At 57.7% G+C, this 24,806-nt stretch carries 28 protein-coding genes; 18 read left to right on the top strand and 10 right to left on the bottom strand.

The annotated features are described in order from the left end of the window. The first annotated feature begins 222 nt into the window (after nt 1-222). The 4 genes from CL546_RS07595 (at nt 223) to arsH (ending at nt 2,846) form a co-directional block, all read left to right on the top strand. On the top strand, nt 223-540 hold the full coding sequence (locus CL546_RS07595; protein WP_290493966.1) for a metalloregulator ArsR/SmtB family transcription factor: 318 nt from the start codon (nt 223-225) through the stop codon (nt 538-540). 16 nt (nt 541-556) lie between these two features. Then, nucleotides 557-1,051 (top strand): arsenate reductase ArsC, encoded by a 495-nt coding sequence (locus CL546_RS07590; RefSeq protein WP_290493965.1) that lies wholly within the window; start codon nt 557-559, stop codon nt 1,049-1,051. Next, the gene (gene arsB, locus CL546_RS07585) at nt 1,051-2,070 is read left to right on the top strand and encodes an ACR3 family arsenite efflux transporter (protein WP_290493964.1); all 1,020 of its coding nucleotides are present in this window, start codon (nt 1,051-1,053) and stop codon (nt 2,068-2,070) included. Before CL546_RS07590 ends, arsB begins: the two co-directional genes overlap by 1 nt. Nucleotides 2,071-2,135: 65 nt before the next feature. Next, on the top strand, nt 2,136-2,846 hold the full coding sequence (gene arsH, locus CL546_RS07580; protein WP_290493963.1) for an arsenical resistance protein ArsH: 711 nt from the start codon (nt 2,136-2,138) through the stop codon (nt 2,844-2,846). A 59-nt stretch (nt 2,847-2,905) separates the two neighbouring features. Here the strand turns inward: arsH and CL546_RS07575 are convergent, their stop codons facing one another. From CL546_RS07575 to CL546_RS07550, 6 genes are all read right to left on the bottom strand, one after another. Next, nucleotides 2,906-4,090: a hypothetical protein gene (locus CL546_RS07575; protein ID WP_290493962.1), complete on the bottom strand. Its 1,185-nt coding sequence runs from the start codon at nt 4,088-4,090 to the stop codon at nt 2,906-2,908. 52 nt (nt 4,091-4,142) lie between these two features. Continuing rightward, the gene (locus CL546_RS07570; protein WP_290493961.1) at nt 4,143-4,706 is read right to left on the bottom strand and encodes an HdeD family acid-resistance protein; all 564 of its coding nucleotides are present in this window, start codon (nt 4,704-4,706) and stop codon (nt 4,143-4,145) included. A gap of 168 nt (nt 4,707-4,874) precedes the next feature. Further along, complete coding sequence (locus CL546_RS07565) at nt 4,875-5,963, bottom strand: alanine/ornithine racemase family PLP-dependent enzyme (RefSeq protein WP_290493960.1); 1,089 nt, start codon at nt 5,961-5,963, stop codon at nt 4,875-4,877. Further along, entirely contained in the window at nt 5,960-7,183 is a 1,224-nt protein-coding gene (locus CL546_RS07560; protein ID WP_290493959.1) for a DUF1611 domain-containing protein, read from the bottom strand. Before CL546_RS07560 ends, CL546_RS07565 begins: the two co-directional genes overlap by 4 nt. A 211-nt stretch (nt 7,184-7,394) precedes the next feature. Continuing rightward, on the bottom strand, nt 7,395-7,934 hold the full coding sequence (locus CL546_RS07555) for a YaeQ family protein (protein WP_290493958.1): 540 nt from the start codon (nt 7,932-7,934) through the stop codon (nt 7,395-7,397). A 96-nt stretch (nt 7,935-8,030) separates the two neighbouring features. Next, entirely contained in the window at nt 8,031-8,615 is a 585-nt protein-coding gene (locus CL546_RS07550; RefSeq protein ID WP_290493957.1) for a TMEM165/GDT1 family protein, read from the bottom strand. Nucleotides 8,616-8,933: 318 nt separating this feature from the next. Between CL546_RS07550 and CL546_RS07545 the strand changes: the two genes are divergently transcribed. Then, entirely contained in the window at nt 8,934-9,140 is a 207-nt protein-coding gene (locus CL546_RS07545) for a SlyX family protein (protein WP_007150683.1), read from the top strand. Nucleotides 9,141-9,276: 136 nt separating this feature from the next. Here CL546_RS07545 and CL546_RS07540 read toward each other — a convergent pair whose 3' ends face one another. The 3 genes from CL546_RS07540 to CL546_RS07530 form a co-directional block, all read right to left on the bottom strand. Beyond that, entirely contained in the window at nt 9,277-9,702 is a 426-nt protein-coding gene (locus tag CL546_RS07540) for an NINE protein (protein ID WP_290493956.1), read from the bottom strand. A gap of 202 nt (nt 9,703-9,904) precedes the next feature. After that, nucleotides 9,905-11,026, bottom strand: a complete 1,122-nt coding sequence (locus CL546_RS07535; protein WP_007148919.1) for a PilT/PilU family type 4a pilus ATPase — start codon at nt 11,024-11,026, stop codon at nt 9,905-9,907. 66 nt (nt 11,027-11,092) lie between these two features. Next, entirely contained in the window at nt 11,093-12,127 is a 1,035-nt protein-coding gene (locus CL546_RS07530; protein WP_007148309.1) for a type IV pilus twitching motility protein PilT, read from the bottom strand. Nucleotides 12,128-12,263: 136 nt separating this feature from the next. Between CL546_RS07530 and CL546_RS07525 the strand changes: the two genes are divergently transcribed. The 5 genes from CL546_RS07525 (at nt 12,264) to CL546_RS07505 (ending at nt 16,735) form a co-directional block, all read left to right on the top strand. Further along, a complete protein-coding gene (locus tag CL546_RS07525) occupies nt 12,264-12,953 on the top strand; it encodes a YggS family pyridoxal phosphate-dependent enzyme (RefSeq protein WP_290493955.1) in 690 nt (229 codons plus the stop codon). Nucleotides 12,954-12,972: 19 nt separating this feature from the next. Then, nucleotides 12,973-13,782: a pyrroline-5-carboxylate reductase gene (gene proC, locus CL546_RS07520; protein WP_290493954.1), complete on the top strand. Its 810-nt coding sequence runs from the start codon at nt 12,973-12,975 to the stop codon at nt 13,780-13,782. Nucleotides 13,783-13,957: 175 nt separating this feature from the next. Then, a complete protein-coding gene (locus CL546_RS07515; RefSeq protein WP_007150807.1) occupies nt 13,958-14,506 on the top strand; it encodes a YggT family protein in 549 nt (182 codons plus the stop codon). A gap of 175 nt (nt 14,507-14,681) precedes the next feature. After that, nucleotides 14,682-16,145: a sensor domain-containing diguanylate cyclase gene (locus CL546_RS07510; protein ID WP_290493953.1), complete on the top strand. Its 1,464-nt coding sequence runs from the start codon at nt 14,682-14,684 to the stop codon at nt 16,143-16,145. A gap of 149 nt (nt 16,146-16,294) precedes the next feature. Then, entirely contained in the window at nt 16,295-16,735 is a 441-nt protein-coding gene (locus tag CL546_RS07505) for a PaaI family thioesterase (RefSeq protein WP_290493952.1), read from the top strand. Between the two features lie 181 nt (nt 16,736-16,916). On the opposite strand, the gene CL546_RS07500 is transcribed toward CL546_RS07505, so the two are convergent. Continuing rightward, nucleotides 16,917-17,852, bottom strand: a complete 936-nt coding sequence (locus tag CL546_RS07500) for a hydroxymethylglutaryl-CoA lyase (RefSeq protein WP_290493951.1) — start codon at nt 17,850-17,852, stop codon at nt 16,917-16,919. A 204-nt stretch (nt 17,853-18,056) separates the two neighbouring features. On the opposite strand from CL546_RS07500, the gene CL546_RS07495 reads away from it, so the two are divergent. The 8 genes from CL546_RS07495 (at nt 18,057) to CL546_RS07460 (ending at nt 24,760) form a co-directional block, all read left to right on the top strand. After that, a complete protein-coding gene (locus CL546_RS07495; protein WP_290493950.1) occupies nt 18,057-18,713 on the top strand; it encodes a VOC family protein in 657 nt (218 codons plus the stop codon). Next, the gene (locus CL546_RS07490) at nt 18,710-19,888 is read left to right on the top strand and encodes an alpha/beta hydrolase (protein WP_290493949.1); all 1,179 of its coding nucleotides are present in this window, start codon (nt 18,710-18,712) and stop codon (nt 19,886-19,888) included. Before CL546_RS07495 ends, CL546_RS07490 begins: the two co-directional genes overlap by 4 nt. A gap of 197 nt (nt 19,889-20,085) precedes the next feature. Then, entirely contained in the window at nt 20,086-20,940 is an 855-nt protein-coding gene (locus CL546_RS07485) for an esterase/lipase family protein (protein WP_290493948.1), read from the top strand. Nucleotides 20,941-21,024: 84 nt separating this feature from the next. Continuing rightward, nucleotides 21,025-21,474, top strand: coding sequence for an OsmC family protein (locus CL546_RS07480; protein ID WP_290493947.1), 450 nt, complete (start codon nt 21,025-21,027; stop codon nt 21,472-21,474). Between the two features lie 255 nt (nt 21,475-21,729). Beyond that, on the top strand, nt 21,730-22,869 hold the full coding sequence (locus CL546_RS07475; RefSeq protein ID WP_290493946.1) for an acyl-CoA dehydrogenase family protein: 1,140 nt from the start codon (nt 21,730-21,732) through the stop codon (nt 22,867-22,869). 401 nt (nt 22,870-23,270) lie between these two features. Next, entirely contained in the window at nt 23,271-23,555 is a 285-nt protein-coding gene (locus CL546_RS07470; protein ID WP_290493945.1) for a hypothetical protein, read from the top strand. 110 nt (nt 23,556-23,665) lie between these two features. Further along, entirely contained in the window at nt 23,666-24,127 is a 462-nt protein-coding gene (locus CL546_RS07465; RefSeq protein WP_290493944.1) for a DUF7832 domain-containing protein, read from the top strand. Nucleotides 24,128-24,277: 150 nt separating this feature from the next. Then, complete coding sequence (locus CL546_RS07460) at nt 24,278-24,760, top strand: hypothetical protein (RefSeq protein WP_290493943.1); 483 nt, start codon at nt 24,278-24,280, stop codon at nt 24,758-24,760. Nucleotides 24,761-24,806: the final 46 nt, after the last annotated feature.

The raw sequence follows: 24,806 nt of genomic DNA, 5'->3' as shown, positions 1-24,806 counted from the left end.
GTAGGAGCATCGCTGGCGGCGCAATAGCCTAACGGTTGGAATCGCGCCGCCAGCGATGCTCCTACAGCTCCCTTCAAGGCCGTGCCTGACCATCAGGCGCGGCCTTTTTCGTTTCTGGCATCGTCATAAAACCGCACCGCGATGTTGCACCACGCATGTTGCGTGCAGCGTATCCCGCTGCTAATATCCGTATTTCCGAATATATGAATATATGGCAGGTTCATGCTCACACCCACCCAGCTCTGTAAATGCCTCGGCGATGATATTCGCCTCAGCCTGATCTGCCTGTTGCACGGTCAGGGAGAGGTCTGTGTGTGTGATCTGGTCGAGGCCATGCAGGCACCACAATCTACCGTGTCCCGGCATCTTGCCCAGTTACGCCAGTGCGAGCTGGTGGTGGCCAGACGACAAGGGACCTGGATGCATTACCAACTGAACCCGGCATTGCCGGAGTGGGCTGCTGTCGCCATTCAGGCGTTGGTGGTGCCCGCCCGGGATTCCTTGAATATCACTTTTCCCAACGCCGCGTGTTGCGGCTGAATGACGAGAAACGGTTATGAATACGCCATTGAATGTTTTGTTTCTGTGCACTGGTAATTCCTGTCGCTCCATCATTGGTGAAGCACTGGCCGATCATTTGGGTCAGGGCAAGCTGCGTGGTTTGAGTGCCGGCAGTATGCCCACCGGCAAGGTCAACGATAATGCGTTGGCGGTATTACAGCGTCACGGTGTGGCAGTGAATAACCCCAGCTCCAAAAACATGGATGACCTGGAAGGTGAGCAAGTCGACATGGTCATTACCGTGTGCGACGCGGCCGCCGGTGAGGCGTGTCCGGTGTGGCTGGGTGACACTCCCAAGGTGCATTGGGGGTTGGCAGATCCGGCCCATGCGACAGGGGCTGAAGCTGACATTAATGCAGCTTTTGAAACCACCTTCGGTGAGCTTTATGCCCGCATTGAGGCGCTGGCGGCATTGGATCTGGCAGACATGAACGCGTTGGGATTGATTGCATCAGCCCAGAAAATTCATCGCGATCTGGGTAGTGTGTAATGCCGTTTTTTGAACGTTATCTCAGTGTCTGGGTAGCGCTGGCGATTGCCGCCGGCGTGGCCCTGGGTGTCGCCATGCCCGGCGTATTTGAAGCCGTGGCTGGTTTCGAATACGCCCATGTGAATCTGGCAGTGGCGGTGTTCATCTGGGTGATGGTCTACCCGATGATGATCCAGATCGATTTCACGGCGATCAAGAAAGTGGGCCAGAATCCGCGGGGATTGCTGCTCACTCTGGTGATTAACTGGCTGATCAAGCCGTTCACCATGGCAGCGCTGGGCTGGTTGTTCTTCAAGGTCTTCTTTGCCGGTTGGGTGGACCCGCAAACCGCCACAGAATATATCGCCGGAATGATCTTGCTGGGCGTGGCCCCTTGTACCGCCATGGTGTTTGTGTGGAGCCAGCTTACCAAGGGGGATGCCAACTACACCTTGGTGCAGGTATCCGTAAACGACATCATCATGGTGTTCGCGTTTGCGCCTATCGCTGGCCTGCTGTTGGGTGTTAGTGACATCACCGTGCCCTGGGATACCTTGTTACTGTCTGTGGTGCTGTATGTCCTGTTGCCCCTGATCGCCGGGTTTATTACCCGGCAATGGTTGGGCAGCGATGAGCGTGTGGCCCATTTTGTCGGGCGCCTCAAACCGGTCAGCGTCATGGGCCTGCTGGCCACAGTGGTGCTGTTGTTCGGGTTTCAGGCCGAAACCATTCTCGCAAAACCCATGGCCATTGTGCTGATTGCCATTCCTTTGTTGATCCAGACCTACGGCATTTTTGTCATCGCCTACTGGGCGGCAAAACGCCTGCGGCTGAAACACAATGTTGCTGGCCCTGCTTGCCTGATCGGCACCAGTAACTTTTTTGAGTTGGCAGTAGCGGTAGCTATTAGTGTATTCGGACTCAATTCCGGGGCAGCCCTGGCGACGGTGGTTGGGGTGCTGGTGGAGGTGCCGGTGATGTTGTCGCTGGTGGCGATTGTTAATCGTACCTCGCACTGGTTTGAAGAAGGCTGTCAATAGTAAAACCAAGACCCTTCGCGATGCTTGCATCGGGAATAGGGCTTCTGGAAAACAGGCAAAGTACCATGAGTGATACCCCTAATCTTGATAACGACAGCTTCCAGGTTCCCACTAGCGACAGTGTGTTCCGGGATCAGCCGTCCATACACAAGCCGCGCATTCTGTTGTTGTATGGATCGCTGCGTCAGCGTTCCTTTAGCCGTTTGGTGGTGCAGGAAGCGGCGCGCTTACTGGAAGCCATGGGCGCAGAAACGACAATTTTTCATGCCGATGGTTTGCCGTTGCCAGACAGCGAAGACGTAACGCACCCCAAGGTGCAAGAGCTGCGTGATCTGGTGACCTGGAGCGAAGGGATGGTGTGGTGCTCGCCAGAACGTCACGGCGCCATGACCGGCATCATGAAAGCACAGATCGACTGGATTCCTTTATCGTTGGGGGCGGTTCGTCCGACCCAGGGAAAAACCCTGGCAGTAATGCAAATCAGCGGTGGCTCCCAGTCGTTCAACACGGTTAGTCAGTTACGGGTGCTGGGCCGATGGATGCGCATGGTCACCATTCCCAATCAATCTTCTGTGCCGAAAGCCTTTCTGGAATTCGATGACAATGACCGCATGAAACCCTCCGGGTTTTATGATCGCATTGTCGATGTGATGGAAGAGTTGGTGAAGTTCACTTACTTGACGCGTGATCGCAGTGATTATCTGACCGATCGTTATTCCGAGCGAAAGGAATCGGCCGAGCAACTGATGGCACGGGTGAATCAGCGCAGCATGTAGCGGGATACGCTACATGCTGAAGGCAACAGGCTTCAGGCTAAAGCGGAGACGGTTTTGAGTTACAGCAAAGGCAGGCAGGAATTATAGCGGCCATTGTCTGGCGAGTGACGAAAGCATAGCTGCTGGTCTTTGCGGGTCAGCGTGTCAGCCTTGCCCGGCGTCCAGGGATTATTCGCCGGGTTGTCTGTTTCCGTTTTATCAAGTTGTTTCAGTAACGCCATGCGTGCATCCAGATGCACGAGCCTCAGTAGATATTGCTTGAAATCCGGCGACGCGGTTTCCAGCAAGACATTGCCGATAGGGTTACGGATAGTCTCACTCGTCGAGGCGGGCTCGGGGTGAAACGGGTCGGCTTCAATGACATCAACTGGTTGCTCAGCAAGCTGCGCAAAGTGTTGGTAAAGCGGTAGCATACGGTTAACGCTGATATGCTTTTTCAGGCCCGCCCTGAATTGTATTTCTTCAATCCAGCTTGCCGCTTCATGGCCGTCCCGGTATTGCTCATCAATGAAAAAGTGCGCCATCATCGCGAATTCTTTCTGTAATGGTGCCTGAAAGCTTTTTTCCGCTGTGCTGAGCGGCGCAAGCTCCGGCGTGGAGATTTTTCCTTGCTGCACCAGCAGGGCCACCAGTTGCAGTTTTTCTGCCAGCATCGCATTGGCGATCATCTTGCTGATCAGGCTATGGTCCTGGGTGAGCCAGCGCCGTAGCAGCTGTATTTCCCTGTCGATATTTTTTTCGGGCGCGTCACTGATCGCCCAGGCGAGGGATTGCAGCCGTGAGGCGGTGACCAGCAGGCTGTATTCAGGAAAAGTGGCATCTAGACGAGGCGGTGTGTTGTCCGAAAAATACGCAAAATCCAAAAAAGTCTGATAGCGCTCGATCAGGAACTGATACCGGTTCACCAGTGCCTCAGATTTCACGCGTTTTTCCTGTTGATGAAGCAGGCAACTGGCGTTCATATTCCGGCATAGCAGAGGAGATGCATTCAGGTCCCGGTAGCTATTGGGAAGTGACAGGTCAGGATGGTTTTTTTGCCGCTGAACCAGCGCCTGACCTTGCCGGGCAGGGGATTGATCGGCGGGCGCGCCAAAGCCCAACAGATAAGCGTAAGCGGGATTGTCATCGCTGGGAGTGGTGTCCAGCCACTGCCGGGCGGCGTCATCAAGGGGCGCGTCCTGTAGCCACCAAGTGGTAAACCCTGCCAGCGCCAAGACGCCAATCACCAGTATGATTTTTTTCATTATCTCGATTCTTTACGTGTCGTGGGTTGTGATGGTGAGGGCTTTGCCCGCGTTACGGATCATTGCGTTGATATTGACGGGCACCCAGCGCCACTATCACCAGCATCCAGCCGTTCATGATCAATTCAATGGCCAGCAATAGGCCGATCACCCATTGTCCGGATTGCGGCCACTGGGCAAAGATCATCCACGCCAGAGCCAGGCCAATGAGTGCGCTGAGCACCAGTAGAAAGACATTGGCGCCGCCGCGAACGTGCCAGGCAATCATCAATCGCAGGGCGGAAACAACGGCGATGGCGGCACCGATGATCAGGGTCAGGCCGTCGGCGGCGATGGCGGGGTGGGCCATCATGTAGCCGCCCAGCAAGGCATACAGCAAGCCCATTACCAGAAACGGCAGGCTGCGCGACAGAGTGGGTGTGCGGAATGCCTGAAGGATTTGAATCAGCCCGGCCACCAGCAGAAGCCCGCCTACCCAGAACACGCTGATCAGCGTGAACAGGCCTGTGGCGCCCAGGCCCAGGGTGCCGAGCACAATAAACACAATCCCGGTAATCAACAGGCCTTTCCAGTGTTGGGAAAGGTGTTCAAGCAGAGGTGGTGGTGTGGCGGGCATGGCGAACTCCGTGTCGGCGATGCGAGGAAAAGTACGGTGTGAATGTAGCACAGCCTGGTTTTAAATAACGGGTATCCGGTCGGAACAGGGTGACTGAATCGTTGTTATGAAGGCGCCGGCTGCAGAGCCGGCGCGGGTATCGTTGTGGTCTGTGTTGTGTGAATTCGGCTAGCCGGCACTGCGCGTATGTTTGATGGCCCGGATCATTTTCTTTTCCACGAACGGTGAGGTCATGGCGCGGACCAGGGCGCTGTAATTCACCCCGAAACGCACTTCGTCCCCTACTTGCAGGTGCTGTTTGTCGCAGTCCAGCAGCAGGTGGTCGCCGCTGGCGCCAAGAATGGTCAGGCCCTCGGGGGGCAGCAGGCCGTCCGGGTCCAGGTCCTGTTCGCCCACCGCCAGAATCGCCCGTGCCATGGCGCCACTATCGGTGGAGATGACGTCACCGCCGAAGGCGGTTTCCGCCAGTGTGCCCCAGGGCAGGGACGGTTTGGTTTTCGACTCGATTACTTCCGCCACCAGCGTGATGGCGTCGGTGTGCAGGCCGTCAACGGGCTCGCGGTGCAGGGGTTCGCAGCCGAGAAAAATGGCTTCACCGAGGCGCAGATGGTTGATGCGGCCGGTGGCGCTGTTGCTCAGTGCCCAATCCAGATTGGCAGAATTGCCGCCGGAGATCAGGGTCAATTTTATATCCAGTTCCGCTTCCACGCGGTCGGCCAGGGCGGACAGCACGCCCATGTTGTCCGCATCCGGTGCCGTGCCGCTGTGGCAGGCCAGGTTAGTGCCGATGCCGGTGAGTTCCAGGTTGGGCAGCCGTATAACTTCGCGGGCCGCACTGACCAGATCTTCGGGCAAAATGCCTTCGCGTAGATCTCCCAGTTCCACCATCAGCACGATACCGTGACTGCGTTCGGCTTCCTCGGCGGCGGCGGAGAGCCGGCGCACCACCGACAGTTCGGTGTTGAAACTGATGTCCGCGTTTCGCACTACCCGTTCCACCTGGCTGAGCATGGGCGAGCGGATAAGCATGATGGGGGCAGAAATGCGCTGCTGGCGCATGGCTTCGATGTTCTCGATGCGCGAATCCCCCAACCCGCTCATGCCGGCCCGCAACATGGCCTTGGCAATGTCCAGTGAGCCCAGGGCTGCCTTGGTGACGCCGGTGACGGCGATGCCCCGATCGCCCAGGTCCTCCACCAGCATACGGGCGTTGTGGCTGATCTTGTCCAGATTGATGTCCAGTCGCGGCGCGCTCATTGCGGTGCGTCTGTCAGTTCGTGGCGCAGGGCGGGGAAGGCGGCGAACACCATCTCCAGCAGATGCCGCACCGGCCGGTTCAGGGCGTCAGTGACCGGGATGCCCAGTTCATGGCTGAAGCGGGCCATGGCCTGGCTGACCTGGTCGTCATCCATGTGTTCATGGTTCAGGGTCAGGCCGATCACGCGGGTGTCGGCAAAGGTTTCGATCAGGGTGACTTCGTCCGCCGGGTTTGGCATGGCCATGGTGTCGAAGTCGCAGCGGAAAGCTCGCCCTGGCGCATGCTGCAGCACCACCGCTTGCGGGCAGGCGCCGCGCAGAATAAAGGAGGTGGTGGAGAACGCTGGATGGCTTAGGGCGCCCTGGCCTTCGATGATGATCACGTCCGGCTGTTCATTGTCGAACGCCTCGACGATGGTGGCTTCCAGTTCCCCGGCGCAAAACTGCGAGGGCACTGAATCCAGTGCCACGCCGTAGCGGGCGCCCTGGATCAGTCCGGTCTGGCCGGTACCCACCAGCACTGCCTTGAGACCGATGGCATTGAGAGCGGCGGTGAGCACGGTGGCGGTGGTGCGTTTGCCGATGGCGCAGTCGGTGCCCAGCACGGCGATGCGAGGACAGGTGACCTGATGGATGCTGCCGCTGAACATGCGCAGAAATTTCTTCGGCCGGGGCCGGCGCACATCGATGATATCCACTTTGTGGGCAATGCGGGCGGCGGCAAACTCCGGGTCGTCGTTAAGGAATTCATGCAGACCGTTAACGATGCTCATGCCCCTGCTCATGGCGGCCAGCACCACATCGCGTTGGACCTCGGAGAGCAGACCGCTGGCCGGTGCCATGCCGAAAATCAGAAAGTCCGGCAGGGTGGTCGTCTGGCTCAGGGCGTCGTCCATATCCCGGCATACCGGGATGCCGTTGGCGGTGCCGTCAAGAATCATGCCGCTATCAAGCCCGGCCTGGGTGCTGTCGATCACTGACAGCACGGTATATTTTTCCGAGTGACGAATCAGGCCGTTGGCAGTTTTACCGTCGATGTCGCCGAACTGGCCTTCGCAATAGATGATCGCGGTGGCGGTGCGGCTGATAGCAGGTTGGGGCAGGGTGTGGGCGTTATGCAGGGGGGTGAGGGTGTTAGCGGGCGAAGGCTGGGTGCTAGCGGGCGGCGCCTGGGCTGAATAGGGACGGGGGCGTAACGAAATCGGGGAAACGGTACTCATGGTGGCTCCTCTGGGGGCACGAAGCTTAGAGGGGCAATGGCGATGGGCCGGTTTGAGGCACCGGTGAGCAGCGAGACGTCCCCACTAAGCGGTGGGGTTAAACGGCAAACAGAGTAACACGGACGGCGGCGAGACGTTGGGATTTAGCTGGGTGCTGCGTTGGCGCCGCCGCGGTAGGCGGCGATAACACCAGCAGTGGCAAGGTTGTACGTCAGGGGTACCACTGTGAAAGCGTTATTTCCTCGCTCTGTTCGGTGGTGCCGAACCAGACCTGGCCGTCCTGGATCATGGCCTGCAACTGCATGGCCCGCTGGGCACAGGTGGCCAGCGCGGCTTCACTGTCCGCATCCACATGGACAATGGTCAGATTGTCGAAACGACGTACCTTGTTCTTCATACTGTCCCACCACACCTGGGGGGCACGCGGGCCGTAGCAATAGATAGTGACCTGCTCGGCCAGGCCGCAGGCCTTGCGCAGGCGCTTCTCGTCGGGCATGCCCAGCTCGATCCAGTGTGCCAGGGTGTCGTTGGGATGGCGCTGCCACAGGTCCGGCTCTTCCGGGTTGGACAGGCCCCGTGAGAACGCCAGATCTTCATGGGCATTCAGTGCAAAGGCCAGCAGCCGCAACATCATTCGCGATTCGGTTTCCGAAGGGTGCAACGCCACCGTCAGGTTATGGGTGGCGTAGTAATCCCGGTCCATATCGGAGACGGTCAGTTCAGCTTTGTAGATGGTGGCGGTGAGGGCCATGGCACAGGACTCGCAAACAGGCGGCACGCAACACGCATGCACGCAAAAGTGGGCTGATTGTATCAGGGTTTATGCATGCCACCTGCTACCTCAGGCTTAAACCAGCGCCCATACCCCGAAACCGATAAACAACACCGCACTGATGCGATGGGCCCAGGTTTCAAAGCGCTTGTTGCCGAACTGGTGGGCCAGCCAGATCACTGGCAGGTTGGCGGCAACCATACCCAGGGTGGAGCCACTCAGCACCGGCCAGAATTGGTCCTTGAACTGTACGGCCAGGGCAATGGTGGCCAGCTGGGTCTTGTCGCCGATTTCGGCAATAAAGAACAGCACCAGTGCGGTGAGGAAGGGGCCGAAGCGCGGGTTGTCATCCACGGCCTCATCGCCGTCTGGAATCAGCATCCACAGGCCCAGGCCAATAAAGCTGATGCCCAGAATCCAGCGTAGCCACTCCATCGGGATGGCATCGGCCAGCCAGTCGCCAAACCAGACGGAGGCGCCGTGGTTGAGCAGGGTGGCGATGACCACGCCGGCGAGGATGGGCCAGGGTCTGCGGAATTTGAGAATCAGGGCCAGAGATAACAGCTGGGTTTTGTCGCCAATTTCACCAAGGGCAACGAGCAGAAAAGAGCTGAGCAGGGCTTCCATGAACGGTTCCAGAGGGGCGGGATTGAACGACAAGAGACATCACCGGCCAATCCCGCCCCTGCGGAATGCCTGCGATGTCTCAGGTCTCGTCAATCCTGGGGGAGCGATACAGAGGCTCCCCAGATACGGACGCAGCCACCATGCGCATGAGGCGCAACTATGTTGATGACCGCCAAGGGGCTTTACGTGAAAGCGATCGAGCGACTACTCCCCCAAGACGGCAAAACCATAGCGGAATTATGGGTAAAGGGCCAGTACAATGGGCGCAGATGATGTTTGTAGGAGCGTCGCTGGCGGTGCGATGCAGACAGAAAGGCGTCCAGCCCGACGGTGGTTATAAGTGAGCAGAATATGAGTGAAGACCGTTTTCTTGATATCGAAACCAAGCTGGCCTATCAGGAGGATCTGGTGGAGTCGCTGAACAAGGTGGTCAGCGACCAGCAACGCCAGATCGATGCGCTGGAAAAAACCTGCCGAAAGATGGCCGACCGGCTGATGGATTTGTCAGAGGCGTTCGAGGCCACTCAGGTCGAAGACGCACCGCCGCCGCATTATTGAGGCAGCAAGCTGCCCGCCCCACGCCCCACGCACGGCGCTATACGCAAATGAAACAGGCCGCGCCCAAAAGATGGGTGCGGCCTGTTTTATTACAGCAAGGAGCCAGTTCGCGCTGCCGTTTGAGGTTTGCTTTTCTTCAGGCAGGAACGGGCTCGCTCCGGGCAGCCTCGCCATTGCGCTCGGAAACCTGGCCATTGAGCGTGAACAGGTCGTAAAGCACGCCGAAACCCAGTAGGCCGAAGGTCAGCAGGTAAAGAATGCCCGTGCCCATCTTGCCCATGTAGAAACGGTGTGCGCCAAATACGCCCAGAAATAGCATCAGTACCCAGGCTACGCTGTAGTCGGTGTCGCCGCTTTTGAACTGATTATTGGCATCCTGATTCATGCGGGGAATCAGGAATGCGTCCACGACCCAGCCGATGAAAAAGACGCCGAGGGTAAACATCCACAGCAAGCCGGTGAGCTGACGACCATAGTAAAACCGGTGATAGCCAAACAGGCCGCCAAAAAACCATAGCAGGTAGCCGATAGGTGTCAGGTGTGTTTCCTTTTCTTGTTGCATGGGTTTCCCCCTCCGTTGGTAAAGTAAAAAGCGTCCTTGTTATCGCGAGATTCAGTAGTAAACGCAAAGCGTAAAGCGGTAACGCGAGCGTTTCTCTGAAATGAGTAAGCCGCGCCCGGTGGCTGGGCGCGGCCTCTTTGTCTGGAGAGTACAGGGCACTTGATTCGCGTTGTTGCGTGAAGCGTGAGCCCTGCTGCGTCTCCTATTCCGTATCCTCGATGCTCAGTCCCCGCGTGGCCACGTCCAGGCTGGAGGCGTCAGTCTCGTTGCCCAGCTTGATCATCAGCCGCAGGTCGTTGGGAGAGTCCGCGTGGAGCATGGCGTCTTCGTAGGTGATTTCGCCGGCGGAATACAGGTCGTAGAGGGCCTGGTCGAAGGTCTGCATGCCCTGCTCGCGGGATTTGCTCATCAGCGCCTTGAGCTGGTGTACTTCGCCCTTGCGGATATGGTCCTGGACCAGCGGCGTGCCCAGCAGCACTTCGATGGCCGCACGGCGGCCTTTGCCGTCCGGGGTGGGAATTAACTGTTGGGCGACGATGCCTTTCAGGTTCAGGGACAGGTCCATCCACAGCTGGCCGTGTCGGTCTGCCGGGAAGAAGTGAATGATCCGGTCCAGCGCCTGGTTGGCGTTGTTGGCGTGCAGGGTCGCCAGGCACAAGTGCCCGGTTTCCGCAAAGGCGATGGCCTTGTCCATGGTGTCGGGGGTACGAATCTCGCCGATCAGAATTACGTCCGGCGCCTGACGCAGGGTGTTTTTCAGGGCCACGTCGAAGGACTCGGTATCAATACCCACTTCACGCTGGGTGACGATGCAGCCCTGATGCTGGTGGATAAATTCGATGGGGTCCTCGATGGTGATGATGTGACCCTTGGAGTTCTTGTTGCGGTGGCCAATCATGGAGGCCAGCGAGGTGGACTTACCGGTACCGGTGGCGCCCACGAAAATCACCAGGCCACGCTTGGTCATGGCCAGTTCCTTGATCACCGGCGGCAGGCGCAGATCGTCCACGTTGGGAATCTTGGTTTCGATACGCCGCAGCACCATGCCGACCAGGTTGCGCTGGTAGAACGCGGAGACCCGGAAACGGCCCACGCCCCGGGCGGAGATGGCAAAGTTGCACTCGTGGTTGGCCACGAATTCCTTGCGCTGTTGCTCGGTCATCACGCCGAACACGATGTCCCGGGTCATGTCCGGGGTCAGCGCGCTCTTGGTCACCGGCAGGATCTTGCCGTTGATTTTCATGCTTGGGGGGACGCCGGCGGTGATAAACAGGTCTGACCCGCCTTTCTGTACCATTAATTTGAGAAGCTCTTCGAATTCCATGCTTAAGGCCTGCCTGTGCTGATTCCGCCGGCGCCCTCAGTGGGCGCCAGTGCCGTGCGTTCGGGGTTAAATTGAGTCCGGGCTCTTGGCTTTTTCACGGGCCACATCACGGGCCACCAGGCCTTTTTGCACCAGCCCTTGCAGGCACTGGTCGAGGGTCTGCATGCCCAGGGCGCCGCCGGTCTGGATGGCGGAGTACATCTGCGCCACCTTGTCTTCGCGGATCAGGTTCCGGATCGCTGCAGTGCCCATCATGATTTCGTGGGCCGCTACCCGGCCGCCGCCGTTTTTCTTCATCAGCGTTTGCGAGACCACCGCCTGCAAGGATTCCGACAGCATGGAGCGGATCATGGATTTTTCTTCCGCGGGGAATACGTCGATGACCCGGTCAATGGTCTTGGCCGCAGAGGTGGTGTGCAGGGTGCCGAACACCAGGTGGCCGGTTTCTGCTGCAGTCAGTGCCAGGCGGATGGTTTCCAGATCCCGTAGCTCACCCACCAGAATGATGTCCGGGTCTTCCCGCAGGGCCGAGCGCAGGGCTTCGGAGAAGCCCAGGGTGTCGCGGTGGACTTCCCGTTGGTTGACCAGGCACTTTTTCGATTCGTGTACGAATTCGATGGGATCCTCGATGGTGAGGATGTGCTCGTAGCGGGAATCGTTGATGTAATCGATCATCGCCGCCAGGGTGGTGGACTTACCGGAACCGGTGGGCCCGGTGACCAGCACAATGCCCCGCGGCATCTCGGAGATTTTCTGGAAGACCTTGCCCATGCCCAGGTCTTCCATGGTCAGCACTTTCGAGGGAATGGTCCGGAATACCGCACCGGCACCGCGGTTGTGGTTAAAGGCGTTTACCCGGAAACGGGCCACGCCGGGTACCTCGAAGGAGAAATCGGTCTCGTAGAATTCCTCGAAATCCTTACGCTGCTTGTCATTCATGATGTCATAGATCAATGAATGGACTTCCTTGTGCTCCATGGCCGGCAGGTTAATGCGGCGCACGTCGCCATCCACCCGGATCATCGGGGGCAGGCCGGCGGACAAGTGAAGGTCAGAGGCGCCGTTTTTGGCGCTGAAAGCGAGCAGCTCGGTAATATCCATGATTTATACTTGCTGTTATGGCTTGGAAAGAGCCGCCAAGGGACAGCCCTTTGTTATTATGTTGGGGGCCTGTTAGCAGGCCCCTCAGAAAATCGTCGCATGCCTAAAGTAACCCGACCTCTTGAGCCGTTCAATAATGTCTGACGTCAAATCACCACTGCTGCACATTGATGAGCAAATAAATGCACTTTGCGCGCGCTCAGGCCGCGATCCGCACAGTGTGCAGCTTCTGGCGGTCAGCAAGACCCGCACCGCAGACGAACTGGCCCAACTGGCAGACCAGGGGCAGCGCCATTTTGGGGAAAACTACCTGCAGGAGGCATTGGACAAGATCAACGCTCTGCAGGGGCGAGGGCTGGTGTGGCACTTCATCGGGCCGATCCAGTCCAACAAGACCCGTGATATCGCCGCCCACTTTGATTGGGTGCACTCAGTCGATCGGCTGAAGGTGGCCCGGCGTCTTGGCGAGCAGCGCGGGGCGGATCTACCGCCGTTGAATGTGTGTATACAGGTCAATGTGGATGATGAGGCCAGCAAGAGTGGGGTGCCCCTGGCGGGTGTGGCCGAGCTGGCCGCTGCGATGGAATCACTGCCCAACCTGCGCCTGCGGGGGCTGATGGCCATTCCCCGGGCAGACAATGAGGACGGCAACCGCGCCGCCTTCCGACAGCTCGCCATGACACTGTCACAATTGCGCAATACAATGCCCGCCCTCGATACGCTCTCCATGGGCATGAGCGCGGACTATTCGGTGGCCATTGAAGAAGGCGCCACCGTAATCCGGCTGGGCACCGCCCTGTTCGGCCCGCGCCCGCCCAAGGCCTGACAACAAGGACTGCGCAGTTATGGCACAACAACTAATCGGATTTATCGGCGCCGGCAATATGGCAACCAGCCTGGCCGGCGGCATGGTGGCGAAAGGAATTCGCCCGGCCCGTATCTGGATGAGCGATCCCTCCAAAGACCGCCTGGACGAAGTGGCCCAGCTGCACCGGGTGCATGTGAGCACCGAAAACCGTGATGTGGCGGGTCGGGTCGATGTGTTGGTGCTGGCGGTGAAGCCGCAGATGATGGAGCAGGTGTGTACCGACCTGCGCGACCTGATTGCTGAGCGCCAGCCGCTGGTGATCTCCATCGCTGCCGGTGTGACGGTGGGCAACCTGCGCCACTGGCTGGGTAGCACCCCGATTGTGCGTTGTATGCCCAATACGCCGTCGCTGGTTCAGGCCGGTGCCACTGGTTTGTATGCCGCCGATGACGTGAGCGATGCACAAAAAGCCATGGCCAGGGAGATCCTGGGCTCTGTGGGCATTGCTTTCTGGTTCGACGAAGAGAAAGAACTGGATGCGGTCACCGCGGTGTCTGGCTCCGGCCCGGCCTACTTCTTCCTGCTGATGGAATCGCTGATCGAAGCGGCCAAAGCCCAGGGGCTGGATGCCGCCACCGCCCGTCAGATGGTACTGCAAACCGCCTGGGGCGCCGCCCAGTTGGCGATTACCAGCGAAGCCGGCCCGGATGTACTGCGCCAGCAAGTCACCAGCCCCGGTGGTACCACCGCTGCCGCGCTGAATGTGTTCGAAGAAGCCGGTTTCCGCGAGCAGGTGCAGGCGGCCGTCGCTGCTGCCCGGGAGCGCTCGGAAGAGCTGGCGGGGTAAAAGGCAAGTAACGAGTTGCGAGAAACGAACCCCGAAGGTGGTCTTGATTTTCGCAACTCGTAACTCGCTTCTCGTTACTGTTTTTTGTCCACCCTTTGAAATTTGCCCCCATTGCCCCAAACTCTGTCCCAGCTTCTGGCTAAACGCCGGTCAAGACATCGCAACGGAGTGATCCATGAACCCGCAGGGTGCCCTGGTTTTTCTGCTGGATTTTGCGTTCAGCGCCTACATTTTCATCGTACTGACTCGCTTCGTGCTGCAACTGGCCCGTGCGGATTTTTATAATCCGATCTCCCAGTTCGTGCTCAAGGCTACCAACCCGCTACTCAAGCCTCTGCGCCGGATCATTCCTGGCTACGGTGGGCTGGATGTGGCGTCCCTGGTGTTGGTAGTGGTGCTGATCATGCTCAAGGCGGTGCTGATTCTCGGCATCCAGGTGGGTGGCTTCCCGGCCGGTATCGGTGGGCAGTTGGTAATCTACAGCCTGCAGGAGCTGGCCAGCCTGATCCTCAACTATGTGTTCTGGGCGGTGTTGATTCGGGTGATTCTCAGTTGGGTCGCCCCGGACCCGTATAACCCGGTGGTACGGGTCATTGTGCAGGTGACCGAGCCGATCATGGCACCGATTCGCAAACTGCTGCCGCCCATGGGCGGGTTTGATTTGAGCCCGCTGATTGTGCTGTTGGGCATCCAGCTCCTGCAGATTTTGTTCAAACTGCATTAATCTGCCAAATAGCAAAAAGGCGCCGTATGGCGCCTTTTTTTGTTTCAGTGGTACCCAAAAACCGGCCTTTTTCTGGTGCAAAACGTTGCAAGGGTTTTTACTTGCCCAGCGGCTTTGGTTACAAAAGAGAAATAACAACGGCGTACCGCGTTGGGCGCTAATCCCGGGGAAAAAGATGGAAAACCGTGCAGATTTCAGTCTGATCGGGCTGAGAGAGTTACACCACCTGTCATTGCTGTCTGGTCGTGACTTTGCGCAATTGTATGCCGCTTATCTGGAGGTGGGGCGTCGTCTGCTGGGCCTGTCCATTGGTATTGTCAGCCGTATTAAAGACGGAGACTACGAAGTCCTCGCGGTGCAACCGGGCGATGGGGGAATCAGCACTGGCGATCATTTCCCGCTGGGTGATACCTATTGTTCTACCGTGGTCAGCAAACAGGGGTCGGTGGCGTTACACCATGTGGGCGAGCTGGAAGAAATGCGCTCGCACCCGGTTTATGTGGGGATGAAGCTGGAGTCCTACATGGCCGTGCCGCTTTATGTGCAGGGCGAGATTTTTGGCACCCTCAATTTCAGTGATCCGGTACCCCGCCACGAGCCGTTCGGCATCGAAGAAATGGAATTTCTGGAGTTGATGGGCAAGTCCCTTGGCCAGGCGCTGGAGCAGGACCACCTGAATCAGCAGCGGCAATTGGCCGTCAACAAGATGGAAGAGAACATGGCCCTGTTCGAGGGCGCGTTCCGTCATGCGGCCATTGGCATGGCCATTGTGTCCCCGGAAGGGGGTTGGATGCGGGTGAATCCGGCGCTGTGCAACATTCTGGGCTATGACGAACAGGCCTTGCTGGCAAGTGATTTTCAGACCATTACCCACCCGGACGACCTGGAAAAGGACCTGAACCACGTGCAGGCGCTGTTGGCGGGCAAGCGCAACAGTTACTGGATGAAGAAACGGTATTTTCACCAGGACGGTCATATCGTCTGGGTGTTGCTGGCGGTGTCTATTGTCCGTAATGCAGATGGCACGCCCCGGTATTTTCTTTCGCAGATTGAAGATGTGTCCGCTCAAGTCACCGCAGAGCGTGCTTTGCGTCAGAAACAGGACGAACTGGAGCAGCTCAATCAGGAGCTGGCTGACATGGCCCGCACCGACCCGCTTACCGGGCTGAATAACCGGCTGGTGCTGATGGAAAATCTGCGTCAGGAATTCCGCCGTTGTGAGCGCAGCCGTGAGCCAATTTCTGTGGTGTTCATGGATGTGGATTACTTCAAGCACTACAACGATACCTACGGGCACATGGAAGGGGATGTGGCGCTGCAGGCCGTGGCGGCGGCGTTGCGCCCGGTGATCCGTGATACCGATGTGCTGGCGCGTTACGGGGGCGAAGAGTTCGTTGCCTTGCTGCCCACTGCCAATGTGCAAGCGGCAGAGGGTGTGGCGGAACGCTGTCGCCGTGCCGTGGCGGGCATTGCCACCCTGAACAAGGAGGTGAGCTTGAGTGTTGGCGTGGCCACATTCATGCCCTGCGGAAACGCCTCCGCCGCTGCAGACCCGGAAGCGTTATTGAGTGCGGCGGATCAGGCTTTGTACGCGGCTAAAGAGGCTGGCCGCAACCGCGTGCGCACTGCGTTGCTTTGAATCTCTTAAATCTGGATCGCTGAGCGTGTTTCCCGGGCTTTTGGGGACGCGTTCAGGGGTGGGGCGGCTATAAGTGGGGCTACGTTCAAGTTGTAAGTTCCTAATTGGAACCTATAATGCAGACAATGCCATTACCCCAGAGAATGACCATGAACCCTGCGACCATGACCGGCCTGGAAATCATGCAGGCCTTCGCCGCCGGCAAGATTCCCCGTGCCCCCATTTCTGACACCATCCCCATGGACCCGGATACCGTGGAAGAGGGCCGTGTGGTCTTTATCGCGACTCCAGACAAGCGCCACACCAACCCGCTGGGTGGAGTGCATGGCGGTTTTGCTGCCACGGTGCTCGATTCCGTTACTGGCTGCGCCACCCACACGGTACTGGCCGCGGGCGAGAGCTATGGCACCACGGATCTGAACATCAAGATGTGCCGGCCGCTGACCTTCGATAAGGCTTACCGAGCAGAAGGGAAAGTGATTAACCGTGGGCGTAATCTGGTGATCTCGGAAGGGCGTATCGTGGACGATGAAGGCAAGCTGTACGCCCACGCTACCTGCACTTGCATGATTGTGGCTCCGCGCCCTTAAGCGTCTGCTGTAGGAGCGTCGCTGGCGGCGCGATAACCCAGTTGCGAGTAACGAGTGACGAGAAGCGAAAATCGTTGGGTTTTCCCCTGGTTTGGGGTTGCCTTTCGAAACTCGCTTCTCGCAACTCGAGACTGTAGTTATCGTATCGCGCCGCCAGCGACGCTCCTACGGAAGTACGGGATTACCCTATGCAGGGTGTCTTACCCTGTTTCTCCTGGGATGCCATCCAGTTCAGAATGCGTCCGCCCAGCGGTCGCTGGGTTGCCTCGGCGGCCAACGCGACGGCTTCGCGCAGGCCCTGCACATCAATGCCGGTCTTCAGCCCGGCACTTTCCAGCAAGTACACCAGATCCTCTGTGGCCATGTTGCCGGTAGCGCCCGGCGCAAACGGGCAGCCGCCCAGGCCGCCCACGGAGGCATCAAAACGGCGTACCCCCATATCGGCCGCCGCCCAGGCCATGGCCGCGGCCAGCCCGCGGGTGTCGTGCAGGTGTACGTAGAACTTCTCTGCGCCGAATTCCCGAATCAGCGGCGCCATGATGTCCTTCATCTGCTGCGGGTTGCCGGCGCCAATGGTGTCGGCGATGGCCACTTCGTCGCTACCGGCGGCAAACATGCGCTCGCTCAGTTGTTGCGGCAGGGTGACGGGCACTGGCCCGTCGTAGGGGCAGGCAAAAGCGCCAGAGATATAGGTGCGGGTAGCAATGCCATCGGCGCGCGCGGCGGCAATGATCGCCTCGCAACTTTGTGCGGCCTGCTCCAGGCTCATGCGCAGGTTGCGCTCGTTGAAGGAATCGGTGGTGGACAGCACCAGGGCCACGGTGGGGTACCCCGCATCCCGCGCCAGCTGGTAGCCCTTCAGATTGGGGACCAGGGCCGTGTAGTGTAGAGGGAAATGCAGGTTGTCCCCTTTGGGCAGCAGTGGCGTGAGGGCGGCGGCATCGGCCATCTGCGGAATGGCCTTGGGGCTCACAAAGCTCACCGGTTCCAGGTAGCGCATGCCTGCGTCGACCAGTAACTGGGCCAGCTTCGCCTTGGTGGCCGTGTCCACGGTTACCGGTTGATTCTGAAGGCCGTCGCGCAGCCCCACTTCGTTGATGATTGCCTGGTCTGTCATGGTGCTTGCCGTCGTACCGAAAAGGGCCCGCAAGTGTGCCATCGGTGTTGGCTTTGTGCACCCTGGGCGGACAGACGGTGGTTTGGCAGGGTGGCCAGAACTGACAGGTTCTTGGTGGTTTCGGTTTTCCTTGGTGGCGGCGTCTGCGGCAATCTTGGGGATAAAGAGCATCATTGCCGCCACTAACAATAACAGGAGCTAACCATGAGCAGCCTGCCTCCCTGTGCCACGCTTAAACATGTGCACCACAGCGCCTACCGCTGCCGCGACGCTGAACAGACCCGCTGGTTCTATGAAGATGTGCTGGGCCTGCCGCTCACCATGGCCATGGTATTCGATGAGGAACCTGGCACCGGCCGCAAGATCGACTACATGCATTTGTTCTTCAAGATGGGCGATGACAACTTCATTGCCTTCTTCGATGCCCCGGATGGGGCGGATGAAAAAATGTTCCGCCCGCGCAGTGCCTTTGACCTGCATCTGGCTTTTGAAGTGGATACCCGCGAAGAACTGAAGGACTGGCGCCGCCGTATCAACAAGGCGGGCCGCCCCTGCTTCGGCCCCATCGACCACGAGTTTATTCATTCCATCTATTTCTTCGACCCCAACGGCATTCCACTGGAAATCACCATCAAGGATGCCAGTTACGATGCCGTGGTGGCGGAAGATGCGGCCAACGCCCATGGGGTGTTGAAGGCATGGACCCAAAAGACCCGCGCGCTGAAAGAAGAGAATTTTGGCGCTGAGGCCCTGGACATGCGCGGCCTGGACATGAGCAAGACTGACTTCTCGAAAGTGAAGGGCGCCATGGACCAGCAGAAGGGCAAACCAAAAGAAGAACAAAAGGACGCTCCCCAATGAGCAAGCATTACGATCGCACCCCGTACCTGGTGACCTTCATGGAGCAATCCAGCTTCAAGGACACCTACGCCGGCCCCATGGATCTGGTGGCGCTGGAGTCGCATCTGCTTACCCCAAAAGCAGGCGCCAGCAAGACCGTGGTGATTTTCATGCACCCGGTAGGCGGCGGGGCGTACCTGCCCATGGTTTCCGCCTTGGCCAGGGCCGGCTTGTCGGTCATCTACTGCAATAGCCGGTACCGTGGCGCCGACAGCGCCTTGTTAATGGAAAAAGTCGTGGCGGATCTGGGCGCCTGCGTGCGCGATGCCAAAGAGCGGCTGGGTTTTGAAAAAGTGGTGCTGGCGGGGTGGTCCGGTGGCGGCTCTTTGAGCCTGCTTTACCAGGCCGAAGCGGAAGACCCGCAGATTACCGAGACCCCGGCGGGGGACCCGTACGATCTTGCGGCTCTGAACCTGATTCCCGCCGATGGCATCATGCTGCTGGCGGCCCATGTGTCTCGCGCCATCACCATGACCGAATGGCTGGACCCGTCCGTGAAGGACGAGAACAACCCGGAGGATCGCGACCGGGAGCTGGATATCTACCATCCGGATTGTCCCAATCAGCCGCCCTACAGTGCCGATTTTGTGGCCCGTTTCCGCCAGGCCCAGATTGACCGTAATCGTCGTATTTCCGACTGGGTGAAAGGCAAGTTGGCGGATTTCCACGCCAGGGGCCTGCACACCGAGGAGTACGGCTTCATCGTGCACCGCACCATGTGCGATGTGCGCTGGCTGGATCCACAGCAGGACAGCAACGAGCGTGCCCCCGGCACCTGTTACCTGGGTGACCCGGAAACCGTGAACAACGGTCCGGTGGCGCTGGCGCGTTTCAATACCTTGCGCGGCTGGTTGAGTCAGTGGAGTTTCGATGACTCCCGCGCCAACGGCCCGGCCTGTGCCGGGCGCATCAAGGTGCCAGCCCTGGTCATCGGCAACACCGCCGACAACGCCTGTACCCCCAGCCATACCCAGCGGCTTTTCGATGGCTTCCAATCAGGGCAAGCCACCCTGCGCGAAGTGGCCGGTGCCAATCATTATTACTTTGGCCAAAACGACAAACTGGCTGAAGCGGTAGAACACTGCACCGTCTGGCTAAAAGAGCAGGGCCTGAACGAGGGAACCTCTGAAAACTGAGCGTGTAAGGCGTTTTCAGAGGTTTCCTGGGCCGGTGTGGAGGCAGGCGGGAGCGGTGTGGGCGATTACTTTCCGCAGCGTTGCCGCAGTCAATTGTGAATTCTCTTTACGCTTTGTCCGACAGTCATACCAGCCGCGCTTTATCCTCACCGGCACTGGCCTAGCGTCGGTAAAAATAACAACGGAGTAATGACGGGATGGGTCTGATTCTTTTTTTGCTGGCACTGTTGGTGCTTACCACGGTGTCTATCACCCTGGTGTTTTACCTGTGCTGGTACTACGACCGCCGCAGTTTTCCGGAGCAGTCGGTATTGCCAGGCGAGCAGCCCTTGCGGCTACTGGCCGTGCTGCTTGGTGTCGCCAAGGAAGCGGCGGCGCTAACACTGTTGGTGGCTAGCTACCCACTGCGGTTGATCCACGATACGGCCCCGGCGCGCAGCCGCCATCACGGTGAGCCACCGGTGATTCTGGTCCATGGCTATGGCGGCAACAGTGCCAACTTCCTGTTCATGCAATGGCGCCTGAAATGGCGCGGCTGGTCTAATGTGTATTCAGTGAGTTATACACCGCCGCATATCAATGCCCGCAAGTTATCCCAGCAGGTGGTGGATCATGTGGAGCGTATCCTGGCAGCCACGGGTGCGGAGAAAGCCCACCTGATTTGCCACTCCATGGGCGGCCCCCTGACCCGTTACGCCCTGAAAAACCTGGGCCTGGCCGGCAAGGTGGATCGGGTGATCACTCTGGGCAGCCCGCACTATGGTTCGCGGGTGGCTGGCCTGTTCCCGCCATTAGGGGCTGCCGCCCAGTTGCGTTACCAGAGTCCTTTTATCCGGGAGCTGGCTAGCGAAGAAACCTGCCCAGGGGGGGCGCGGTACTTTTCCGTCTTTTCCAACATGGATAATTTTGTGCTGCCGGTGTCCACGGCGGTATTGCAGGGTGCCGAAGAAAATATCCATGTTCCGTATCTGGGCCATTGCGCGTTGCTGTACAGCACGCGGGTGATGGATCAGGTAGAGCGTTGCCTTCTGGCCCCGATCAAGGACAGCTGATCAGACATTGATCTGCAGCATGGTTGCCTTTCCTCTCTTGCCGGATCATGGTGAAAGTGAAAACGCGAGAGAGGGAGTTCGACCATGAGTGAATACGGCGCAACAGTGGCCTGGCACCTGCAGCGGGGCACTGAATTCGATTATGAACACTTTAACCGGGACCACGAATGGACCTTCGCCGGCGGCGAAGTGGTGCAGGCCTCCGGGTCCCCGGAGTTTTACGGCTGCGCCAACCGGGTGAACCCGGACGAAGCTGTCATTGCCGCCACGGCCAGCTGTCATATGCTGACCTTCCTGTCCATCGCCGCCAAGCGTGGCCTCACCGTCCTCAGCTATATCGACCAGCCGGTAGGCACAGTAGAAAAGAACCCGGAAGGCCGCATGGCAATCACCCGGATCGTGCTGCGCCCCCGGGTGGTGTTTGATGGTGAAGAACCGGATGGCGGAGCTCTGGAAAAACTCCACGACAGCGCCCATCGAAACTGCTTCGTGGCCAATTCCTTGAAGGCGGACGTGCGCATAGAGCCAACCTAGCCGATCGGGTTTCCCTCAAACCTGACGGATTCTGTAGGAGCGCCCTTCCAGGGCGCGAACCCCCGCACGCTAATCGTAAACACCCAAACTCCAGATTTACTGGCGCAAGCCAAAGGCGTCGATTCGCCTCACCCGTCGAGACCGGACAGTCACCCGGCAGTGATGTGACCGTCACGCCTTATGGCTAGAATGTGGACCATTGTTTCGCGGCCCCCCTGCGTGGGTCGTTGCCGTTCACCCACAGGACTAGCCAAGATGCTTGATCAGAACGAAATCGAACTGTTTCGCGATAACGTCAAAAAATTCCTCGAAAACGAAGTCGCTCCTCACTACGACCAGTGGGAAAAAGCCGAAATGTTCCCCCGTGAGCTGTGGAACAAGATGGGCGAAAATGGCCTGCTGTGTGTGGACGTCCCGGAAGAATACGGCGGCTTTGGCGCCAACTTCCGCCTGTCTGCGGTGATTGTGGAAGAAGCCTCCCGCGCCGGTTTTGGTGCATTGGCGTCCAACATTTCCGTGCACTCCGACATCGTCGCTCCCTACATCCTGCACCTGGGTAACGAAGAGCAGAAGCAAGCCTGGTTGCCGAAAATGGTCACCGGTGAAGCCGTAGGCGCCATCGGCATGACCGAACCCGGTGCCGGTTCTGACCTGCAGGGCATGAAAACCCGTGCCGACAAGGATGGCGATGGCTACAGCATCAGCGGCCAGAAAACCTTCATCACCAACGGCCAGCACTGCGACGTGATCGTGCTCGCCACCAAGACCGACCCCAATGCCGGTTCCAAAGGCATGACCCTGTTCAACGTGGATTGTGCACTGGACGGCTTTGCCCGTGGCCGCAACCTGGAAAAAATGGGCCACCACGCGGCGGACACCTCCGAGCTGTTCTTCGAAAACGTGAAAATCGGCGCCGACCAGATTCTCGGCGGTGAAGGCAAAGGCTTCGCCAACCTGATGAACGAACTGCCCCGCGAACGCCTGATCCTGGCCCTGGGCGCCATTGCTGCCTGCGAAGGCATGATCGAGCGCACCATCGAATACACCAAGGAGCGCATGGCGTTTGGCAAGCCGATCTCCAGCCTGCAGAACACCCGATTCGTGCTGGCGGACCTGCACGCACAGGTCGTCGTCAACCGCGCCTACGGTGAGCAGTGCATCGACCAGTACGATCGCAACGAACTCACCGCCACCAACGCCTCCATCGCCAAGCTCACCACCACCGAGCTGCAAGGAGTGGTTGCCGACAAATGTCTGCAACTGTTCGGTGGCTACGGCTACATGCAGGAATACCCCATCTCCCGCGACTACGTGGACGCCCGCATCCAGCGTATCTACGGCGGCACCAGCGAAATCATGAAAGAAATTATCTCCCGGGACATTATCGGGCGTTAATTTTTCCCTTCATGCTCCACAAAAAACGCGGCAAAGGCCGCGTTTTTTTGTCTCTGCTTTTCTGTAGGAGTACCTCTTGAGGTGCGAACCTTGGTGCAGACAAATCCTGACCAGCCCGTGCTCAACAGAACTGGGTGCGAATTTGTAGGATATGGCTTACATAAAAATCTAAGCGGTTGATATAAAGTGATTTCCAGGGATAAGGGGAACCAAGTTCACTCAGGAAATAACCCGTTGTGTCGACTTTTGTCAGACGAGATAAATTCTCGACGGTGCTCCATATCATTGTTCATGCTGGATATTTTGGTTGATCTGAGTGCTGCCTGGTTAAGAATTATGTCGAAAAAAGATATGTCGAACCGTTCGACTGAATACGCTGTTAGGCGTCACTGGAGGCATCAATGGAAATTGAGTTCCAAATTGGAAATACCCCTATCAAGTTTCAGCGCAACTGGTTATTCGGTGGTATGCGCCTCGTCACTCCGCACGAGACAGCCCTGCTACAACATCCGGCTAATCCGCTCACTCACTTTTCCACGCGGCTGAAGCAATCATGGAAAGGTCGAATCGAGGGGCAGAGCGTTGTGGTGGAGAAAGTCCGCCCGCTCTTACTAGCGGGTCTTCGGCCTCAAAGTTACAAGGTGTTCGTGAACGATCAGTTGGTGGCAGAGGCGCACGGCTACTAGCGTGTCGCCTAACAATTCGTTCAAGCCGAACTTGCTTCGCTATACCGACAGCGTGGCAGATAAAACTTGCTACGCAAGTCGGCTTAACTCGGGCGTTATACGAGGTAAAGATGGGGAATTCCATTGTCTACGACAAAGCGAAGTATCATGATGAAACTGTGATGAATAGCGGTCTTCCAGAAGAGAGAGCCTCTGTTCACACGGCTTTTTTTCTTGGCTGGCTTATTGAAAATGACTTATGCAGTGATGAGTTTGAATATGAAAGCTCGGACCTGATCAATAAATACAAGTCTCAGGCTAAAACTGCTATCGATGTCTATGAGTGGTGGGACCGATGTTTAATGGGCGAAATGCTCTCAGAAGAAGCTAACGCGTTTGCCTCAGATTACTTCGATTTCGATAAGGGGAAATATATTTCCGATTACTCAGAGTTATTGGTTAAGAAGTTACCTTCAGAATTTCATGTTCCCTACACATGGGAAAACCAAAAAATTATAAGTCAGAGGGTTTCGCGAAGGTATATAGAATGGAAAAAGCGAAATAGTAAGCGGTTCTGGGAGTTCTGGAAGTGAGAGCGTATAAAAGCGCTGCAGGTCGGCGGTCAACTTTGTGCAATTTATGCGGAAGCAAGGGCTCGGGATCAGGGCTTACCCCGTGTTTCAATGGTAAAAATAGGGTATTAATCCGCTAGCCCTGCATTAAAATTAAAGATGGATTTCTTGATGACCAGATTTTTATTAATAGTAATATTTGCTGCGATGTTTTTTTCAGGGTGTGCTGGAAATCCGACTAGTGATACAGCTTTACGCTCGGCCAATCAGACGCTGGAAAATCAATTTTCGCCCTTTCGATATGTGGTGACGCCATCTGATGGTGGGAGGCCAGTGGCAAATGTTGAGTGGGCAGGGGTGCCCGGGAAAAGCATATCTGAGCTAGCGCCTCAGGTCAGGCGGGACATATTTGGCGCCATAATGAAGAATTGTGGTCTTCAATCTTCTGCATTGGCTGAAACTCGTATAGTGAAGCACGACGCCCCAGTTTTTTATGAGGTTTGGGTATTTAATGACCCTCTATCAAAGCGCACCGATAATAAATCGGGTCTTTCCGTTGTGATGACACAGCTTCCAAACGGTGGGGGTGTCAATATCCGATACTACGGTGATTGTCATAGTAAGGATGCTCCCGTGTTCCATTTTCCAAATTGAAAAAGCTAACAAGGGCTGGCTAATGCCTGAGAGGGTAGTGTCAGCG

It is taken from the genome of Alcanivorax sp. (genome assembly GCF_002726155.1).
Taxonomy (GTDB): domain Bacteria; phylum Pseudomonadota; class Gammaproteobacteria; order Pseudomonadales; family Alcanivoracaceae; genus Alcanivorax.
The sequence above is the reverse complement of the archived record's forward strand: the minus strand, read 5'-3'. Positions and strand labels throughout refer to the sequence as shown.

Bases quoted from the DNA above. Each gene is read 5' to 3' on its own strand.
- CL546_RS07595 (WP_290493966.1), top strand. From the start codon at position 223: ATGCTCACACCCACCCAGCTCTGTAAATGCCTCGGCGATGATATTCGC.
- CL546_RS07590 (WP_290493965.1), top strand. From the start codon at position 557: ATGAATACGCCATTGAATGTTTTGTTTCTGTGCACTGGTAATTCCTGT.
- arsB (WP_290493964.1), top strand. From the start codon at position 1,051: ATGCCGTTTTTTGAACGTTATCTCAGTGTCTGGGTAGCGCTGGCGATT.
- arsH (WP_290493963.1), top strand. From the start codon at position 2,136: ATGAGTGATACCCCTAATCTTGATAACGACAGCTTCCAGGTTCCCACT.
- CL546_RS07575 (WP_290493962.1), bottom strand. From the start codon at position 4,090: ATGAAAAAAATCATACTGGTGATTGGCGTCTTGGCGCTGGCAGGGTTT.
- CL546_RS07570 (WP_290493961.1), bottom strand. From the start codon at position 4,706: ATGCCCGCCACACCACCACCTCTGCTTGAACACCTTTCCCAACACTGG.
- CL546_RS07565 (WP_290493960.1), bottom strand. From the start codon at position 5,963: ATGAGCGCGCCGCGACTGGACATCAATCTGGACAAGATCAGCCACAAC.
- CL546_RS07560 (WP_290493959.1), bottom strand. From the start codon at position 7,183: ATGAGTACCGTTTCCCCGATTTCGTTACGCCCCCGTCCCTATTCAGCC.
- CL546_RS07555 (WP_290493958.1), bottom strand. From the start codon at position 7,934: ATGGCCCTCACCGCCACCATCTACAAAGCTGAACTGACCGTCTCCGAT.
- CL546_RS07545 (WP_007150683.1), top strand. From the start codon at position 8,934: ATGAGTGAAGACCGTTTTCTTGATATCGAAACCAAGCTGGCCTATCAG.
- CL546_RS07540 (WP_290493956.1), bottom strand. From the start codon at position 9,702: ATGCAACAAGAAAAGGAAACACACCTGACACCTATCGGCTACCTGCTA.
- CL546_RS07535 (WP_007148919.1), bottom strand. From the start codon at position 11,026: ATGGAATTCGAAGAGCTTCTCAAATTAATGGTACAGAAAGGCGGGTCA.
- CL546_RS07530 (WP_007148309.1), bottom strand. From the start codon at position 12,127: ATGGATATTACCGAGCTGCTCGCTTTCAGCGCCAAAAACGGCGCCTCT.
- CL546_RS07525 (WP_290493955.1), top strand. From the start codon at position 12,264: ATGTCTGACGTCAAATCACCACTGCTGCACATTGATGAGCAAATAAAT.
- proC (WP_290493954.1), top strand. From the start codon at position 12,973: ATGGCACAACAACTAATCGGATTTATCGGCGCCGGCAATATGGCAACC.
- CL546_RS07515 (WP_007150807.1), top strand. From the start codon at position 13,958: ATGAACCCGCAGGGTGCCCTGGTTTTTCTGCTGGATTTTGCGTTCAGC.
- CL546_RS07510 (WP_290493953.1), top strand. From the start codon at position 14,682: ATGGAAAACCGTGCAGATTTCAGTCTGATCGGGCTGAGAGAGTTACAC.
- CL546_RS07505 (WP_290493952.1), top strand. From the start codon at position 16,295: ATGAACCCTGCGACCATGACCGGCCTGGAAATCATGCAGGCCTTCGCC.
- CL546_RS07500 (WP_290493951.1), bottom strand. From the start codon at position 17,852: ATGACAGACCAGGCAATCATCAACGAAGTGGGGCTGCGCGACGGCCTT.
- CL546_RS07495 (WP_290493950.1), top strand. From the start codon at position 18,057: ATGAGCAGCCTGCCTCCCTGTGCCACGCTTAAACATGTGCACCACAGC.
- CL546_RS07490 (WP_290493949.1), top strand. From the start codon at position 18,710: ATGAGCAAGCATTACGATCGCACCCCGTACCTGGTGACCTTCATGGAG.
- CL546_RS07485 (WP_290493948.1), top strand. From the start codon at position 20,086: ATGGGTCTGATTCTTTTTTTGCTGGCACTGTTGGTGCTTACCACGGTG.
- CL546_RS07480 (WP_290493947.1), top strand. From the start codon at position 21,025: ATGAGTGAATACGGCGCAACAGTGGCCTGGCACCTGCAGCGGGGCACT.
- CL546_RS07475 (WP_290493946.1), top strand. From the start codon at position 21,730: ATGCTTGATCAGAACGAAATCGAACTGTTTCGCGATAACGTCAAAAAA.
- CL546_RS07470 (WP_290493945.1), top strand. From the start codon at position 23,271: ATGGAAATTGAGTTCCAAATTGGAAATACCCCTATCAAGTTTCAGCGC.
- CL546_RS07465 (WP_290493944.1), top strand. From the start codon at position 23,666: ATGGGGAATTCCATTGTCTACGACAAAGCGAAGTATCATGATGAAACT.
- CL546_RS07460 (WP_290493943.1), top strand. From the start codon at position 24,278: ATGACCAGATTTTTATTAATAGTAATATTTGCTGCGATGTTTTTTTCA.